Raw genomic sequence first — 16,741 nt, 5'->3', positions numbered from 1 at the left:
CCACCGCAACGGCAGGTCGGGATCGCCTTGCCAATGGCGCGGGCTGTGCCTAGGTTGCGCGCTAATTCCGGGGCCGGGTGCCGGCCTGCTCACATCTAGGAGATCCCATGTCCGCACGTTTTGCCACGGCCGCTCTGGTCGCCATCGCCGCTACGCCCGCTTTCGCGCAGGCGGGCGGGCCGATGGGCGCCATTTCCAGCTTTGTCCCCCTGATCCTGATCTTTGCCATCATGTACTTCCTGCTGATCCGTCCGCAGCAGAAGAAAGTGAAAGAGCATCAGAAGATGGTTCAGGCGCTGCGCCGGGGCGACCTGGTCGTCACCCAGGGCGGCATCATTGGCAAGGTCGTCAAGGTCAAGGACGACGGCGAGCTTGAGGTCGAACTGGCCGAAGGCGTGAAAGTGCGCGTCATCCAGAGCACCATCGCCCAGGTTCTGAGCAAAACCGAACCGGCCAACAACTGAAGCTGAGCCCCCCGGGGGCCGCGGAGCGCGTTCATGTTACAGATTAGCCTCTGGAAGCGGGTGGTCATCTGGGCGGTGGTGGCCGCCGGGTTGATTCTGGCGCTTCCCAACCTGTTCTACGGACGGGTGGAAGTTCACAATGACGCGCTGGCGGCCATCGAGGCGCAGGGTGGGGTGGCAACGCCCGAGCAGGAAGCGGACGCCGGTTTCTGGCCGTCGTTCCTGCCCTCGGGGATTGTCAATCTGGGGCTTGATCTGCGCGGCGGTGCGCATCTGCTGGCCGAGGTCCATGTCGAGGATGTCTATGCCGACCGTCTGGACGGCATGTGGCCCGAGGTGCGCAACGCATTGCGGGCCGAGCGTGCAACCGTCGGCACCATCCGCCGTCAGGACAGCGCCCCGGACGAGTTGCGGGTGCGCATCGGCGAACCTGCCGGCATCGACCGGGCCGTGTCGGTCGCGCGCGATCTGTCCCGGCCCATCGTGTCGCTGACCGGTGTCGGGGCGTCAGACATCGAAGTTTCCGCCGAGGGCAGCGATGTCGTGATCCGTCTGTCGGAGGCGGAGCGCGCAGCCACCGACGCGCGCACCGTTCAGCAAAGCCTTGAAATCATCCGCCGCCGTGTCGACGAAGTTGGCACGCGGGAGCCGACCATCCAGCGCCAGGGCGCGGATCGGATCCTGATCCAGGTGCCGGGTATTGGTTCGGCCGAGGAATTGAAGGGGTTGATCGGCACCACCGCGCGGCTGACCTTCCAGTCGGTCGTGGGCCGCACCACCGATCCCGAAAGCCGTCCCGGTGCCGGCAACGTGCTGATGCCCTCGCTGGACGAGCAGGGCACCTATTACATCGTCGAGGACGCGGTGGTCGTCTCGGGCGAGGAGCTGACCGACGCGCAGCCTGCCTTTGACCAGAACGGGCGCCCGGCGGTGAACTTCCGGTTCAACCCGCAAGGCGCGCGCAAGTTTGGTGAATATACCGCCGAGAACATCGGCAGCCCCTTCGGCATCATCCTGGACGGCGAGGTCATTTCGGCCCCGGTGATCCAGAGCCATATTCCCGGCGGGTCCGGCATCATCACCGGCAACTTCTCGGTCGAGGGGTCCACGGAACTGGCGGTGCTTCTGCGCGCCGGTGCGCTGCCCGCAGGCATGACCTTTCTGGAAGAGCGCACCATCGGTCCCGAACTGGGACAGGACAGCATCGACGCGGGCAAGGTGGCCAGCCTTGTGGCCTTTGCCGGGGTGCTGGTGTTCATGGCGCTCAGCTATGGCCTGTTCGGGTTGATCGCCAACGTTGCGCTCATCATCAACGTCGGGTTGATCTTCGGCCTGCTGTCGCTGATCGGCGCCACACTGACCCTGCCGGGCATTGCCGGGATCGTGCTGACCATCGGCATGGCGGTGGATGCCAACGTGCTGGTGTTCGAGCGGATCAAGGAAGAGCTCAAACGCGCCAAGGGTCCGGCCCGCGCCATCGAACTGGGCTATGAAAAGGCCCTGTCGGCCATTCTGGACGCCAATGTCACCACATTCATCACGGCAGCCATCCTGTTCGTCATGGGCTCGGGCCCGGTGCGCGGCTTTTCCGTGACGCTTGGGCTGGGCATCCTGACCTCGGTCTTCACGGCGATCTTCGTGACCCGTCTGATGATCGTGATCTGGTTCGAACGCCGTCGCCCCAAAGCTCTGGAGGTCTGAGATGCGCCTGAGACTTGTACCCGCCGAGACCAACTGGGATTTCTTCCGCACCTGGAAGATCACCTTCGGCCTGTCGGTGCTGGCCGTTCTGGCGTCCCTCGTCGCCTTCGCGGTGATCGGGCTGAACTATGGCATCGACTTCCGGGGCGGCACCACGATCCGCACCGAAAGCAGCCAGCCCATCGACGTGGCCGCCTATCGGGATGCCATTGCGCCGCTGGGACTGGGCGATGTGTCGATCACCGAGGTCTTTGACGCCGGATTCGGCGAAGACGAACATGTGGCCCAGATCCGGATCGAGGCGCAGGGCGATGGCGATGCCAGCGTCGCCGCCGAAACCGTGCTGGCGGTCGAGGCCGCCTTGCAGGAGTTGGACCCGTCCATCACCTTCCCGTCGGTCGAATCGGTCGGCCCGAAAGTGTCCGGCGAACTGGTGCAATCGGCGGTCCTGGCTGTGGTTCTGGCCATCGGTGCGGTGCTGTTCTACATCTGGTTGCGCTTTGAATGGCAATTCTCGGTCGGCGCCGTGGCCGCGCTGATCCACGATGTGATCGTTACCATCGGCATCTTCTCGGTGCTGCAGATCAAGTTCGACCTGGCGATCATCGCCGCGCTGCTGACCATCGTCGGCTATTCGCTGAACGACACCGTGGTGGTCTTCGACCGGGTGCGCGAGAACCTGATCCGCTTCAAGCAGACAGAGTTGAAGGACGTTCTGAACCTGTCGATCAACGAGACCCTGAGCCGGACGGTGATGACCTCGGTCACCACGCTTCTGGCGCTGATTTCGTTGTTCGTGCTGGGCGGGGATGTGATCCGGGGATTTGTCTTTGCGATGATCTGGGGCGTAGTGATCGGCACCTATTCGTCGATTTTCGTGGCCTCGGCGGTGTTGCTGAAGCTGGGTGTGAAACGCGACTGGTCCAAGCCGGACGCCAAGGCCGGGACGCAGTTCGCCGATATCGATGCCTGATCTGATCTCCCAGGTTCTGGCCTTGCCGGGCTTGGGATGGTTGATCGCGGCTTCCTTCGTTGGGGGAATCGTTCGCGGGTTTTCCGGGTTTGGCACGGCATTGGTGTTCATGCCGGTTGCAGCCCGGTTTCTTGATCCGCTTTGGGCGATCATGGCGTTGATGGTAATGGAAATATTCGGACCCATGCCCAACTTGCCGCGTGCGGCGCGGATCGCCAATCGGCGCGATATCACGCTGATGCTGGGGGCGACGGTGATCACCTTGCCGCTGGGACTGTGGGTTCTGGTGCAGGTGCGGGCCGATGTCTTTGCCTGGGTGGTCTCGGGACTTGCGCTGGTCATGCTGGCCTGCCTGCTGAGCGGGCTGCGTTATCGCGGACCCGTGGGGCCGCGCCTGGTAACCGCCACCGGCGGGATGGCCGGGTTTCTGGGCGGACTGACCGGTATGCCGGGGCCGCCGGTAATCCTGCTGTATCTGGCCGCACCGCATCCGGCGTCGATGGTCCGCGCCTCGATCATGGTTTACCTGTTTCTCTATGATGTGCTGCTGCTCGTGGCGTTGTGGGTGAAAGGGATGCTGGCGCTGGTACCGCTGGGGTTGGGGGTAATCCTGACCGTGCCATCTGTGCTGGGCAACATGCTGGGCGGCTGGATATTCCGACCCGAGCACGAGCGACTGTATCGCGGGGTGGCCTTTTCGGTGATCGGGGCATCGGCCCTGTCCGGGCTGCCGATCTGGAGGTGAGAGCATGCGTCTGAATGAAATCCGCTTTCGCGATGGAATGCCCGTCGAAGGTTATGGCCCCGGCTTTTTCCGGGTTGGTGGCAAGGTGCTGACTGGGGGTCTGCTGCTGTTGCCCGACCATGACCCGGCGATCTGGCAAGGGTATGACGAATTGGACCCGCTGATGGCCGCGGCCGGCGATCTGGATGTGCTGTTCATCGGCACCGGAAGCGAGATGACCTATCTGCCCACCGCCTTTCGCGAGGCCCTTGAAGGGGCAGGGATCGGTCTGGAACCAATGGCCAGCCCGCAAGCCTGCCGCAGCTACAACGTTCTTCTGTCCGAAGGGCGGCGGGTCGGTCTGGCAGCGAGGCCAGTGACGTGACAGGAAGCTGTGTCTACGGATGGTCCATACCGAAACAGGATCTTTGGTCATGCTGAGCGTGCGCGGGGTTTGCGTGGCGCGTGGCGGGGTCCCGGTGCTGGAAGGCGTCGATCTGGATCTTGAGGCGGGACAGGCGCTGGTGCTGCGCGGGCCGAACGGAATCGGCAAGACGACCTTGCTGCGCACCCTGGCGGGCTTGCAGCCGCCGGTCGAGGGCCAGATCGAGATGGCACCGGATCTGGTCGCCTATACCGGCCATTCCGACGGGGTGAAGGCCACCCTGACGGTGGTCGAGAACCTGGAATTCTGGGCACGGGTGTTCGGGCAGGGCGACATTGCCCCGGCACTGGCGGCCTTCGATCTGGAAGGTCTGGTCGAGCGGCAGGCGCAGAATCTGTCCGCCGGTCAACGGCGGCGTCTGGGTCTGGCGCGGCTGATGGTGACGGGACGGCCGATCTGGATGCTGGACGAGCCGACGGTCTCGCTGGATGCGGCCAGCGTGAAGATGTTCGCGGCCTCGGTTCAGGCCCATTGCGCCGCAGGCGGCGCCGCCATCATGGCCACCCACATTGATCTGGGGCTGGACGGGCTGGTGCTGGACCTGTCGCCCTATCGCGCCATTGGCCGGATGTCGGCCGGCGGCTTCGAGGAGGCTTTCGAATGATCGCGCTGCTGCGTCGTGACCTCGTGCTGGCGGTGCGGGCCGGGGGCGGGTTTGGCCTTGGGCTGGCGTTTTTCCTTGTTCTGTCGGTGCTGGTGCCCTTCGGCGTGGGACCAGAGGCCGATGTGCTGGCGCGGATCGCGCCGGGCATCCTGTGGATCGGCGCGCTGCTGTCGTGCCTGCTGTCGCTGGACCGCATTTTCGCGCTGGACTTCGAAGACGGCTCGCTGGATCTGCTGGCCACGGCGCCGGTCCCCCTGGAAGGCGTCTCCGTGGTCAAGGCGCTGGCGCACTGGCTGACCACCGGTCTGCCGCTGACCCTTCTGGCGCCGGGGCTGGGGGTTCTGCTGAACCTGCCGCCCGCGGGCTTTGGCTGGCTGGTGATCTCATTGGCGGTGGGCACCCCGGCGCTGAGCCTGATCGGTGCCTTCGGGGCAGCCCTGACTGTCGGGCTGAAACGGGGCGGCCTGCTGCTGTCACTTCTGGTCCTGCCGCTTTACGTGCCGACACTGATCTTCGGCGCGCAAGTCGCCACGCAGGGGGCCGCGGGCCTTGATGTGGGCACGCCACTGGTGCTTTTGGCCGGGATCAGCGCCGGAACGCTGGCATTGATGCCCTTTGCCGCAGCCGCAGCCCTGCGCATCAATTTGCGCTAACAAGAGGGCTTGCATAGAACAGACCCGTACTCTGTAGCACCGGTTTTTGACATGTCGTTCTGGGAATTCGCGAATCCGAAAAGGTTCATGCAGCTGTCGTCTCGGCTGTTGCCCTGGGTTGCCGGGCTTTCCTTGGCATGTCTGGTCGTCGGGCTGATCTGGGGCTTTTTCTTCACGCCCGAGGATTACCGGCAAGGTTCGACCGTCAAGATCATCTACCTGCATGTGCCGGCCGCCCTGATGGCGATCAACGCCTGGCTGATGATGCTGGTGGCGTCGCTGGTCTGGATCATCCGACGTCACCATGTCAGCGCCCTGGCGGCGCGCGCCGCGGCTCCGGTGGGGCTGACCTTTACCGTGATCGCGCTGATCACCGGGGCGATCTGGGGACAGCCCATGTGGGGCACCTGGTGGGCCTGGGACCCGCGCCTGACATCCTTTCTGATCCTGGCGCTGTTCTACATGGGCTATATTGCCATGTGGGAAGCGGTCGAGAATGGCGACACGGCGGCCGATCTGACCTCGGTCCTGTGCCTTGTGGGGTCGGTCTTTGCCATCCTGTCGCGCTATGCGGTGCTGTTCTGGAACCAGGGGCTGCACCAGGGGGCCTCGCTGTCGCTGGACAAGGAAGAGAACGTGGCCGACGTCTTCTATCTGCCGCTTCTGGTCTGCATCGCCGGGTTTGTCCTGATGTTCCTGGCGCTGGTGCTGCTGCGCACCCGGACCGAGATTCGCGCCCGTCGCCTGAAAGCCCTGCTGAACCGGGAGCGGATGGCATGATGCCCGAACTGGGAAAATACGCCGCCGAGGTCATTTCGGCCTACGCGGTATCGCTGGGCCTTTTGGTCGGATTGGTGGTGCTGAGCCTGCGCCGGAATGCCCGGCTGCGCGACGCCCTTCGGCAAGTGGAAGATCGGCAAAGGAAAACCAATGGCTAGGATGTCTCCCCTGATGGTGGTGCCGCCGGTGGTGTTCGCCGGACTTGCCGCCTTGTTCTTCTTCGGCATGCAGCGGGAAAACCCCGATGCCCTGCCGACAGCGCTGGCCGGCAAGGCCGCGCCTGTGGTGCAGGTCACGCAACTGGGCGACAAGCCGGTGTTTACCGCCGAGATGCTGCAGGAGCCCGGCGTGAAACTGGTGAACTTCTGGGCCAGCTGGTGCGCGCCCTGCCGGGTGGAGCATCCGATCCTTGAAGCGCTGGCCGCCGAGGGCGTGGTGATTCACGGGGTGAACTACAAGGATACCGATGCCAAGGGGTTGGGGTTTCTGGCCGAATTGGGCGATCCCTATACCACGGTCGGGGCTGACGGGTCGGGCCGCATGGGGCTGGAGTGGGGCCTGTATGGCGTGCCGGAGACCTTTGTCATCGACGGCGACGGCCGTATCGTGACCCGTTTTGCCGGTCCGGTGACCGAACGCGCGCTGGAAAGCACCATCCGACCCGCGATGGAGCAGGCGGCGAACTGAGCCTGGTCAAACCGCGCGTCGCAGCCGCGCGCGCTCCCCTTCCAACAGGTCCGTGACATCCGTCTCGGACCGGGCACGCTGCGGGTCAGGGTGCCGCGCGACATGACACAATTCCTTAAATCGGGTGGGCCGCTGGCAAATGACCAGCGTGTTTGCGCGCGATCATGATCGCCGGGCGGGATTCCCGCCCGCCTTGCCGACTGACAATGCCCCAAACGGAAAAGGCACCGTCCAGTGGAACGGTGCCTGATCGACATTTCAGTATCTACTGCGCTGCGTAGGCGGCCCGGAGTTTCAGCTCCGGACCGCCCTTCGTGTCTTAGGCCGACTTGGCGAGGTTGCGCAGCACGTAGTGCAGAACACCGCCGTTCTCGATGTATTCGATCTCGACCGCGGTATCGATCCGGCACTTCAGCGTGATGACCTTCGTGGTGCCATCCGCGTAAGTGATCGTGCAGGGCACGTCCTGCAGCGGCTGGATCGTGTCCAGACCCGAGATCGACACGGTTTCATCACCCTTCAGGCCCAGCGTCTTGCGGGTATCACCGCCGGTGAACTCGAACGGGATGACGCCCATGCCCACCAGGTTGGAGCGGTGGATACGCTCGAAGCTTTCCGCGATCACGGCCTTGACGCCCAGCAGAGCCGTGCCCTTGGCCGCCCAGTCACGCGACGAGCCCGCGCCGTACTGTTCGCCCCCGAAGATCACCAGCGGGGTGCCGGCTTCCTGATGGGCCATCGAGGCGTCGAAGATCGAGGTCTGTTCGCCATCGGGGCCCTTGGTGTAGCCGCCCTCGACGCCGTCCAGCATTTCGTTCTTGATGCGGATGTTGGCGAAGGTGCCGCGCATCATGATCTCGTGGTTGCCGCGGCGCGAGCCGTAGGAGTTGAACTCGCGTACCGGCACCTGACGGTCGATCAGGTATTTCCCGGCCGGGGTGGTGTCCTTGAACGACCCGGCGGGCGAGATGTGGTCGGTGGTGATCATGTCGCCCAGGATCGCCAGAACCTTGGCGTTCTCGATGTTCGAGATCACACCCGGCTCCATGCCCATGCCCTGGAAGTACGGCGGGTTCTGGACGTAGGTCGAGGTCGCGGGCCAGTCGTAGGTCAGGCTGTCGGTGGTTTCGACGCCCTGCCACTTCTCGTCGCCTTTGAACACATCGGCGTATTTCGACTGGAAAGCGTCACGCGTCACGGTTTCTTCGACCAGATCGGCGACTTCCTTCGAGGTCGGCCAGATGTCTTTCAGGTAGACGTCGTTGCCGTTCTTGTCCTGACCCAGCGGCTGGGTGGTCAGGTCGATGTTCATGTCCCCGGCCAGGGCATAGGCGACGACCAGCGGCGGCGAGGCCAGATAGTTGGCGCGCACATCGGGGCTGATCCGGCCTTCGAAGTTCCGGTTGCCCGACAGAACGGAGGTCGCGATGATGTCGCATTCGTTGATCGCTTCGGACAACTCGGCCTGGATCGGACCGGAGTTGCCGATGCAGGTGGTGCAGCCATATCCGACAAGGTTGAAGCCGATCGCATCGAGATCTTCCTGAAGGCCGGCGGCCTCGAGATAGGCCGACACGACCTGCGAACCCGGCGCCAGCGAGGTCTTGACCCAGGGCTTGCGGTTCAGGCCCAGTTCACGCGCCTTGCGAGCAACGAGGCCCGCCCCGATCATGACATAGGGGTTGGAGGTGTTGGTACAGGACGTGATCGAAGCGATGACGATTGTGCCATCGTGGATGGTGTAGTCCTCGCCCTTGACCTTGGCGCGCTTGTGCTTGCCTTTGTCGCCGGGGATGTTGCGCGGTGCGATTGCGCCGCCTTCGTCGGTCCACTCCTTCTTGTCCTCGTCGTCGGCTTTCCAGCCGGGACGCTGACCGGTAATGTATTTGCCAAAGGTCTGCGCAGCGGCGTCGAGGGCCACGTAGTCCTGCGGGCGCTTCGGGCCCGAGATCGCGGGCACGATGGTGCCCATGTCCAGTTCCAGCGTGTCGGTGTAGATCGGGGCATAATCGGCGTCGCGCCAGAAGCCGTTTTCCTTGGCATAGGCTTCAACCAGCGCCACGCGATCTTCGTCGCGGCCGGTGTTGCGCAGGTAGCGCAGGGTTTCGTCGTCGATCGGGAAGAAGCCACAGGTTGCGCCGTATTCCGGCGCCATGTTGGCGATCGTGGCGCGGTCGGCCAGCGGCAGACGATCCAGGCCGTCACCGTAGAATTCGACGAACTTGCCGACAACGCCCTTGGCGCGCAGCAGTTCGACGACCTTGAGAACCAGGTCGGTGCCGGTGGTGCCTTCCATCATGCTTCCGGTCAGCTTGAAGCCGACGACTTCGGGGATCAGCATCGAGATCGGCTGGCCCAGCATCGCCGCCTCGGCCTCGATCCCGCCGACACCCCAGCCCAGAACGGCCAGGCCGTTGACCATTGTGGTGTGGCTGTCGGTGCCGACCAGCGTGTCGGGGTAGGCGACGGTTTCGCCGTTCTGGTCTTCGTCGGTCCAGACGGTCTGGGCCAGGTATTCCAGGTTCACCTGGTGGCAGATGCCGGTTCCCGGCGGCACAACGCGGAAGTTGTTGAAGGCGCTCTGACCCCATTTCAGGAAGGTATAACGCTCCATGTTCCGCTCGTACTCGCGGTCCACGTTCACCTGGAAGGCGCGCGGATTGCCGAATTCGTCGATCATGACCGAGTGGTCGATGACCAGATCGACCGGGTTCAGCGGGTTGATCTTGTTGGCGTCGCCACCCAGGGCAACGATGCCGTCGCGCATGGCGGCCAGGTCAACCACGGCCGGAACGCCGGTGAAGTCCTGCATCAGAACGCGGGCCGGGCGATAGGCGATTTCGCGGGGGTTCTTGCCACCTTTGGCGCCCCATTCGGCGAAAGCCTTGATGTCGTCGACAGAGACGGTGAAACCGTCGTCTTCGAAACGCAGCATGTTCTCAAGCACCACTTTCAGCGCGGCGGGAAGCTTGGAAAAATCCCCGAGGCCTGCGTCTTGCGCGGCGGGGATCGAGTAATATGCGATGGATTTGTCGCCGACGGTAAGGGTCTTACGCGTCTTGGCTGTGTCTTTGCCGACGATGACGGTCATGGAATCTGGCCTCCCAATATCTGACGGGCTCTTGCTGATCGCGGTCCGCCCCGACGAGTCGGAGCGGCGTTGCGCGGGGTCTCGCGCGCTTTGTATACCAATGCACACAATGTGCAACCCCGCCTGAGTGCGACGCTTTTTCTCTCGCGAAACGGTGATTGGCTCACAAGCAAGGGCTGGCCTAATGTGCACCCTTACAGTGTGGGGACGAAACGGGACATGATGATGCGGTTGGCGGTTTTGCTGGTGGTGATTTCGGGATGGCTCAGCCCGGTGGCGGCGCAGCCTCAACCCGGCCCGGTGGTGGTGGAACTGTTCACCTCGCAGGGATGTTCCTCCTGTCCGCCCGCCGACGCCCTGCTGATGGAATTGTCCACGCGCGAGGACGTGCTGCCGTTGGCCCTGCATGTGGATTACTGGGACTATATCGGCTGGCCGGACAAGTTCGCCTCGCCGAAATTCACCAAGCGACAGAAGGCTTACGCGCATCATGCGGGCCGGTCGATGATCTATACACCGCAGATGATCATCGGCGGGCAGACCGATATTGCCGGGTTCAAGCCGGTCGAGACCATGGCCGCGATCAACGCCCACAAGACCCTGGCCAAGCAGGCCGAACTGTCGGTGTCCCGCACCGGGGATCGGCTGGAAGTGTCGATGGCGCCGCATGGCAAGGGGCCGGGCGCCGTGCGCGTGGTCCTGGTGCGCTTCACCCCCCATGCCCGCGTCACGATCCGGGGCGGCGAAAACACGGGGCGCGTGATGGACTATGTCAACATCGTGACCCAATGGACGCCGCTGGCCGAATGGGAAGGCACCGCGCCGGCCCGGCTGGAGGCACCCTATCCGGGTGATGACGAAGGCGCGGTCTTGCTTCAGGCTGACGGCCCGGGGCCGGTTTTCGCGGCGGCCCGCGTGCGCTGAAGCTCGGGCTTCCAGCGCCGGTGAATCCACAACCATTGATCCATATGCGCGCGCACCCGCGCCTCCAGACTGTCGTTGATGGCTTGGGTCATGGTGATTGCATCACTGGGCGGGATTGGTGCCTCGGCAATGATGTCAAACCCGTCCTTTGTGCGGATGCCATAGACCGGGATCAGCAGCGCGCCGTACTTCAGCGCCATCTCGGCCGCAGAGGTTGAGGTCGGGGCGGGCTTGCCGAAGAAATTCACTTCGGCGCCTTCATGGACGAACTGATCCAACAGAATGGCCACGGTGTTGCCCTTGCGCAGGAATCGCAACATCGCGCCCAGACCCTTGCGGCCGCGCGGAAAGACCGGGGCGGCGATGCGGCTGAGCACGGTGTGAAATTCGGTGTCCAGCACCGGATCGTCCACCGGACGATAGAGCGCGCCGATCTGGTGGCCGCGTTGCGCCAATGCGGCGCGGGCGGCGTCGAAATTGCCGAAATGGCCCGAGACCACGATGATCGGCCGGCCCTCGGCGCGGGCCTGGTCCAACGCGGGCAGGCCGGGACCCTGCATCTCGATCTTGGAGATCCGGTCGGTAAATTTTGTCCCCGAGGCAATCTCGATCAACATGCGTCCGGTGTTGGCCGGGACCGCCCGCGACAGGCGCTTGACCTCAGCCGGGTCCATATCCGGCAGAACGTAGTTCAGGTTGTCGATGACCCGTTGATCATAGCGCGCGATGGGGGCCGCGATGCGTGACATCAGCCAGCCCACCACCGGCCCGCGCAGGCCGTAGGGCAGCAGCAGCGGTGCGCGTACCAGCGCCAGAATAGCCCAGCGATGCAAAGGGTTGGGCGCGTCATCCTTGCGGTTCTTCCCCATGGTGTTCCCGTTCCGATCCCAGCCGTTGCCGATGCTATACGCGGGTCGGCAAGGCTGGGCAACGGGGCGGCGCCTATCCCTCGGGGGCGATGAGGGTCAGTTCCCCAGCCTGCTCCATATCGCGGATGGCGCCGACCACCGCAGCCATGGCGGTTTCCCCGTCTTCGGGTTTGACCCGGCCCAGATCCTCGGCATCCTCGCGGATCTGTTCCGACATGCGTTTGGAGATTGAGTTGAGGATGAATTCGGCCGACGCCTGTTCTTTCTCGGACGCCAGCGCGGCGGCAATGGCGATCACCAGTTGTTGCTGATCCACGGCGCGGGTGATCTTGGGAACGTCGCGCGGAGTGATCCGGGTCTCGATGTCGTTGAAGGTGAAGATGGCCTTGCGAACCTGCGTGGCAAAGCTCTCATCCTCCTCCACCAGCCCGTCAAGCACCCGGTCGCGGGTTTCGGCACGCGAGAAGTTCAGCATGGCGCCAACCCGGCTGACAGGTTCTTCCTCGAAGGCTTTCAGTTCTGCCGTGGCGATCTCGGTCGCGATCGCATGGCCGATGGTGCGCACGGTTTCAGGATCGACCGCCCCTGTGGTGGAGACTGCATAGGTGATCCGCCGCGCCAATTCGCCGGGCAGATGGCCAAGGATCGCGGCAGAGGTCGGCACCGGCAGCTTGGCCAGCACCACGGCCGAGGTTTCGATGCTTTCCTTTTGCAGGATCTCGGCCAGTTGCGGCACCTCCAGCCCTTCGATCATCTTCCAGGGATCGCCCTGAACTACGACACCGGTTTGCAACCGAAGACGGCGCAGGGCATCGGGGCTGAGCGCGCCGTTGAGCAACTCAAGCGCGTTTTCGATTCCGCCCGGAAAGGCCGCTCCGACGTCGTTCACATCCTGGATAAATTCCGCGACCACCGCATCGAGGGTGTCCTTGTCGATGCTGCGTAGGGCGCCCATTTCATGGGTCAGTTCGATCTGCAGCGCCTCGGGCAGATCGTCGAGCGAGAATTTCGCGCCCTGTTTCAGAAGCAGCCGGACGATAACGGCGGCCTTCTGCCGTTTGGTCAGGACTTGCCGGGGCCGGCGGGCCGGTATCGGCGGAGCGCCAGCAGGGCTGGAAACAGGTGACTGGGAAACAACAGGTTGAGACATGGACCCTCCGCGTTCTGCAGGTGGGCCGAGCCTAGTCTCAACAGGTTTAATCTGCCGTTACTTGCGGCAGATTATCAGCTTGTGGTGCCGGGGGTGCAGCGTTGCGTCGCGGAATCCCACGTCAAGCCCTGGGCACAGGAGGACGCCCGCTGTTCCTTGCCGTGCTGGCAATAGTCCGCCACGGCAAGCCCGGGCAGGGTGGCCAGCGCCAAGGCCACGATTGCTGTCTTGATCTTCATGATCGACTCCCTTCGTTGTACGACGGAGAATGTAGCACGAAGGGCGCTGGCTTCAAAATTTTCGCCTAACCGAAGACGCGGCTGAAGATCGTATCGACGTGCTTGGTGTGATAGCCAAGGTCGAACTTGTCTTCGATCTCGGCCACGGACATCACCGCGGTCACATCCGGATCGCCCTTCAGTTCTTCCATGAAATCAGCGCCTTGTTCCCAGACCTTCATGGCGTTGCGCTGAACCAGACGATAGCTGTCTTCGCGGCTGACACCTTTCTGGGTCAGGGCCAGCAGCACGCGCTGCGAATGCACCAGACCGCGGAACTTGTTCATGTTGGCGATCATGTTGTCGGGATAGATCACCAGCTTGTCGATCACCATGGTCAGGCGCGCCAATGCGAAATCCAGCGTGATGGTGGTGTCGGGGCCGATGTTGCGTTCCACCGAGCTGTGCGAGATGTCGCGCTCGTGCCAGAGCGCCACGTTCTCCATCGCCGGAACCACGGCCATGCGCACCAGGCGGGCCAGACCGGTCAGGTTCTCGGTCAGCACCGGGTTGCGCTTGTGCGGCATCGCCGAAGAGCCCTTCTGACCTTTCGAGAAGAACTCTTCAGCTTCCAGAACCTCGGTGCGCTGCATGTGGCGGATCTCGGTGGCGACGTTCTCGATGGAACTGGCCACCACGCCAAGGGCGGCGAAGAAGGCGGCGTGCCGGTCGCGTGGGATCACCTGGGTCGAGATCGGCTCGACCTCGAGCCCCAGCTTGGCGCAGACGTGTTCCTCGACCGCCGGGTCGATGTTGGCGAAGGTGCCGACCGCGCCGGAGACGGCACCGGTGGCGATCTCCATCCGGGCTTTCTTCAGGCGGTTCAGGTTGCGATCCATCTCGGCGTAGAAGCGCGCGAAGGTCAGGCCCATGGTGGTCGGCTCGGCATGGATGCCATGGCTGCGGCCGATGCGGATGGTCATCTTGTGTTCCATCGCGCGACGCTTCAGGGCGGCCAGCAGTTTTTCCATGTCGGCGATCAGGATGTCGGCGGCGCGGACCAGCTGCACGTTGAAACAGGTGTCCAGCACGTCGGAACTGGTCATGCCCTGATGCACGAAGCGGGCTTCATCATTGCCGATGATCTCGGCCAGATGGGTCAGGAAGGCGATGACGTCATGTTTGGTGACGGCCTCGATCTCGTCGATGCGGTCGACGTTGAATTCCACGTCCTTGGCTTTCCAGACGGCCTCGGCGTTTTCCTTCGGGATCACCCCCAGTTCGGCCTGGGCGTCGCAGGCGTGGGCCTCGATCTCGTACCAGATCCGAAACTTGGTTTCCGGGGACCAGATGGCGACCATCTCGGGACGGGAATAGCGGGGGATCATGGGCGCGCCTTTCAGGAATGTCGTGGAATCGCGGTCTACCTAGACAAAGCAGGACGCGGCGGCAAGGCGGCAAGGGTTCTGTGCCTGCGGCGAATGCGGTAGGGCTGGTGCTGAACAAGTGTGAAAGGCCCCAAGATGGCAAAGCAGTTTCCCCGCCTGACCGAAGCATTCCGGACATTCATCGCCCGGCAGCACATCTTTTTCGTGGGCACCGCCGCGCGCGAGGGGCGGGTGAACGTCTCGCCCAAGGGCATGGACAGCCTGCGGGTGCTGGATGACAACCGGCTGTTGTGGCTGAACCTGACCGGCAGCGGCAATGAAACCGCAGGCCACCTGCGCGATACCAACCGGATGACGCTGATGTGGTGCGCCTTCGACGGCAAGCCGCTGATCCTGCGGGTCTATGGACAGGCGCGCGCGATCCATGATTTCGATGCGGATTGGGACTGGGCCTATGGCCATTTCCCGGACGTGGCGGGCGCCCGGCAGGTCTTCGATCTGCGGATCGATCTGGTGCAAAGCTCGTGCGGGATGGGGGTGCCGCTGATGGACTTTGTCGAAGATCGCGCGGACGACCAGCTGGTCGCGCATTTCGTTGCACTTGGCCCGGACGGCACTCAGGCCTATCAAGAGCGCAAGAACCGCCAGACAATCGACGGGGCGCCTACCGGGATCAGGCCCGACGCGGGCTGAGCCCGGAAACGAGAAAGCCCCGGCCGATGCCGGGGCTTTCCTGTTGGTCGCGGGGCCGCTGGATCAGCGGTTTTCCACGTCGATGTAGTCACGCTCGGTAGCACCCATGTAAAGCTGACGCGGACGGCCAATGCGCTGCTCGGGATCGCCCAGCATTTCCTTCCACTGCGAGATCCAGCCCACGGTGCGCGACAGCGCGAAGATCGGGGTGAACATCGAGGTCGGGAAGCCCATGGCCTCAAGGATGATGCCGGAATAGAAGTCCACGTTCGGGAACAACTTCTTTTCGGCGAAGTACGGATCGGCAAGGGCGGCCGCTTCCAGCTCCTTGGCCACCTGCAGGGTCGGGTTGTCCTCGATGCCCAGCAGATCCAGCACCTCGTCGGCCGATTGCTTCATCACCTTCGCGCGCGGGTCGAAGTTCTTGTACACGCGGTGACCAAAGCCCATCAGGCGGAACGGATCGTTCTTGTCCTTGGCGCGGGCGATGTATTCCGGAATGCGATCCGGGGTGCCGATTTCCTTCAGCATCTCCAGGCAGGCCTGGTTGGCGCCGCCATGGGCCGGACCCCAGAGGCAGGCGATGCCGGCCGCGATGCAGGCGAACGGGTTGGCGCCCGAGGAAGAGGCCAGACGCACGGTCGAGGTCGAGGCGTTCTGCTCGTGATCGGCGTGCAGGGTAAAGATCCGGTCCATGGCGCGGCTCAGGATCGGGTTCACTTCGTATTCCTGGGCGGGCACGGCAAAGCACATGCGCAGGAAGTTCGAGGCATAGTCCAGATCGTTGCGCGGATACACGAAGGGCTGGCCCACGTGATACTTGAACGCCCAGGCAGCGATGGTCGGCATCTTGGCGATCAGGCGGATCGAGGCGACTTCGCGCTGCCACGGATCGGCAATATCGGTGCTGTCATGGTAGAAGGCCGACATTGCGCCAACGATCCCGACCATGATGGCCATCGGATGCGCGTCGCGGCGGAAGCCCGAGAAGAAGTTGCGCATCTGCTCGTGCAGCATGGTGTGCTGGGTGACACGACGCTCGAAGTCTTCCAGCTGGGTGCCCGTGGGCAGTTCGCCGTACAGCAGCAGATAGCAGACTTCCAGGTAGTGCGACTTGGCCGCAAGTTGGTCGATCGGATAGCCCCGGTGCAGCAGCACGCCTTCTTCGCCGTCAATATAGGTGATGGTCGAACGGCAGGCCGCAGTCGAGGTGAACCCCGGATCGTAGGTGAAGACGTGGCCCTGACCGTAGAGCGAGCTAATGTCAACGGCATCCGGCCCGATGGAGGGCGAGTGAAGCGGCAACTCCAGTGTGGTGTCGCCGAAACTCAGGGTCGCGGTCTTAGTCGTGTCAGCCATGATTGTCCCTTTGTATGA

At 63.6% G+C, this 16,741-nt stretch carries 18 protein-coding genes; 12 read left to right on the top strand and 6 right to left on the bottom strand.

Translation table 11 applies throughout. The annotated features are described in order from the left end of the window. Positions 1 to 182 precede the first annotated feature (182 nt). The 10 genes from yajC to H8B03_RS12200 are packed head-to-tail and all read left to right on the top strand — an operon-like array spanning position 183 to position 7,031. On the top strand, positions 183 to 464 hold the full coding sequence (gene yajC / locus H8B03_RS12245) for a preprotein translocase subunit YajC (RefSeq protein WP_193142326.1): 282 nt from the start codon (positions 183 to 185) through the stop codon (positions 462 to 464). 33 nt (positions 465 to 497) lie between these two features. Beyond that, positions 498 to 2,165 carry a protein translocase subunit SecD gene (gene secD / locus H8B03_RS12240; RefSeq protein WP_193142165.1) on the top strand — a complete coding sequence of 556 codons (1,668 nt, stop codon included), beginning with the start codon at positions 498 to 500 and terminating at the stop codon, positions 2,163 to 2,165. Between the two features lies 1 nt (position 2,166). Further along, entirely contained in the window at positions 2,167 to 3,138 is a 972-nt protein-coding gene (secF, locus tag H8B03_RS12235; RefSeq protein ID WP_193142164.1) for a protein translocase subunit SecF, read from the top strand. Continuing rightward, positions 3,131 to 3,883, top strand: a complete 753-nt coding sequence (locus H8B03_RS12230; RefSeq protein ID WP_193142163.1) for a sulfite exporter TauE/SafE family protein — start codon at positions 3,131 to 3,133, stop codon at positions 3,881 to 3,883. Before secF ends, H8B03_RS12230 begins: the two co-directional genes overlap by 8 nt. 4 nt (positions 3,884 to 3,887) lie before the next feature. Then, a complete protein-coding gene (locus tag H8B03_RS12225; protein ID WP_193142162.1) occupies positions 3,888 to 4,247 on the top strand; it encodes an Mth938-like domain-containing protein in 360 nt (119 codons plus the stop codon). Positions 4,248 to 4,296: 49 nt separating this feature from the next. Then, complete coding sequence (ccmA, locus tag H8B03_RS12220; protein WP_394355471.1) at positions 4,297 to 4,911, top strand: heme ABC exporter ATP-binding protein CcmA; 615 nt, start codon at positions 4,297 to 4,299, stop codon at positions 4,909 to 4,911. Continuing rightward, entirely contained in the window at positions 4,908 to 5,564 is a 657-nt protein-coding gene (ccmB, locus tag H8B03_RS12215; RefSeq protein WP_193142160.1) for a heme exporter protein CcmB, read from the top strand. Before ccmA ends, ccmB begins: the two co-directional genes overlap by 4 nt. Positions 5,565 to 5,615: 51 nt before the next feature. Continuing rightward, positions 5,616 to 6,344, top strand: a complete 729-nt coding sequence (locus tag H8B03_RS12210) for a heme ABC transporter permease (RefSeq protein WP_193142159.1) — start codon at positions 5,616 to 5,618, stop codon at positions 6,342 to 6,344. Next, entirely contained in the window at positions 6,341 to 6,502 is a 162-nt protein-coding gene (ccmD, locus tag H8B03_RS12205) for a heme exporter protein CcmD (protein ID WP_193142158.1), read from the top strand. Before H8B03_RS12210 ends, ccmD begins: the two co-directional genes overlap by 4 nt. Then, positions 6,495 to 7,031, top strand: coding sequence for a DsbE family thiol:disulfide interchange protein (locus H8B03_RS12200; RefSeq protein WP_193142157.1), 537 nt, complete (start codon positions 6,495 to 6,497; stop codon positions 7,029 to 7,031). Before ccmD ends, H8B03_RS12200 begins: the two co-directional genes overlap by 8 nt. 319 nt (positions 7,032 to 7,350) lie before the next feature. On the opposite strand, the gene acnA is transcribed toward H8B03_RS12200, so the two are convergent. After that, positions 7,351 to 10,122 (bottom strand): aconitate hydratase AcnA, encoded by a 2,772-nt coding sequence (gene acnA, locus H8B03_RS12195; protein WP_193142156.1) that lies wholly within the window; start codon positions 10,120 to 10,122, stop codon positions 7,351 to 7,353. Positions 10,123 to 10,341: 219 nt separating this feature from the next. Here acnA and H8B03_RS12190 point away from each other — a divergent pair, with 219 nt between their 5' ends. Further along, positions 10,342 to 11,046 carry a thioredoxin family protein gene (locus H8B03_RS12190; protein ID WP_193142155.1) on the top strand — a complete coding sequence of 235 codons (705 nt, stop codon included), beginning with the start codon at positions 10,342 to 10,344 and terminating at the stop codon, positions 11,044 to 11,046. Here H8B03_RS12190 and H8B03_RS12185 read toward each other — a convergent pair. The 4 genes from H8B03_RS12185 to purB all read right to left on the bottom strand — a co-directional run bounded on the left by H8B03_RS12185 (position 10,998) and on the right by purB (position 14,671). Then, positions 10,998 to 11,915, bottom strand: a complete 918-nt coding sequence (locus H8B03_RS12185; RefSeq protein WP_193142154.1) for a lysophospholipid acyltransferase family protein — start codon at positions 11,913 to 11,915, stop codon at positions 10,998 to 11,000. The two genes, H8B03_RS12190 and H8B03_RS12185, sit on opposite strands and share 49 nt — an antisense overlap. A gap of 73 nt (positions 11,916 to 11,988) precedes the next feature. Next, positions 11,989 to 13,065: a flagellar motor switch protein FliG gene (locus tag H8B03_RS12180; protein ID WP_193142153.1), complete on the bottom strand. Its 1,077-nt coding sequence runs from the start codon at positions 13,063 to 13,065 to the stop codon at positions 11,989 to 11,991. 74 nt (positions 13,066 to 13,139) lie between these two features. Then, positions 13,140 to 13,304: a chitin-binding domain-containing protein gene (locus H8B03_RS12175; protein WP_193142152.1), complete on the bottom strand. Its 165-nt coding sequence runs from the start codon at positions 13,302 to 13,304 to the stop codon at positions 13,140 to 13,142. A 65-nt stretch (positions 13,305 to 13,369) separates the two neighbouring features. After that, positions 13,370 to 14,671: an adenylosuccinate lyase gene (gene purB, locus H8B03_RS12170; protein WP_193142151.1), complete on the bottom strand. Its 1,302-nt coding sequence runs from the start codon at positions 14,669 to 14,671 to the stop codon at positions 13,370 to 13,372. Positions 14,672 to 14,806: 135 nt separating this feature from the next. Between purB and H8B03_RS12165 the strand changes: the two genes are divergently transcribed. Next, positions 14,807 to 15,364, top strand: coding sequence for a pyridoxamine 5'-phosphate oxidase family protein (locus H8B03_RS12165; protein WP_193142150.1), 558 nt, complete (start codon positions 14,807 to 14,809; stop codon positions 15,362 to 15,364). A 63-nt stretch (positions 15,365 to 15,427) separates the two neighbouring features. Here the strand turns inward: H8B03_RS12165 and gltA are convergent, their stop codons facing one another. Then, complete coding sequence (gltA, locus tag H8B03_RS12160) at positions 15,428 to 16,723, bottom strand: citrate synthase (RefSeq protein WP_193142149.1); 1,296 nt, start codon at positions 16,721 to 16,723, stop codon at positions 15,428 to 15,430. Between the last annotated feature and the right edge of the window lie 18 nt (positions 16,724 to 16,741).

Source organism: Meridianimarinicoccus sp. MJW13, from assembly GCF_014901205.1.
GTDB lineage: Bacteria > Pseudomonadota > Alphaproteobacteria > Rhodobacterales > Rhodobacteraceae > Meridianimarinicoccus.
The sequence above is the reverse complement of the archived record's forward strand: the minus strand, read 5'-3'. Positions and strand labels throughout refer to the sequence as shown.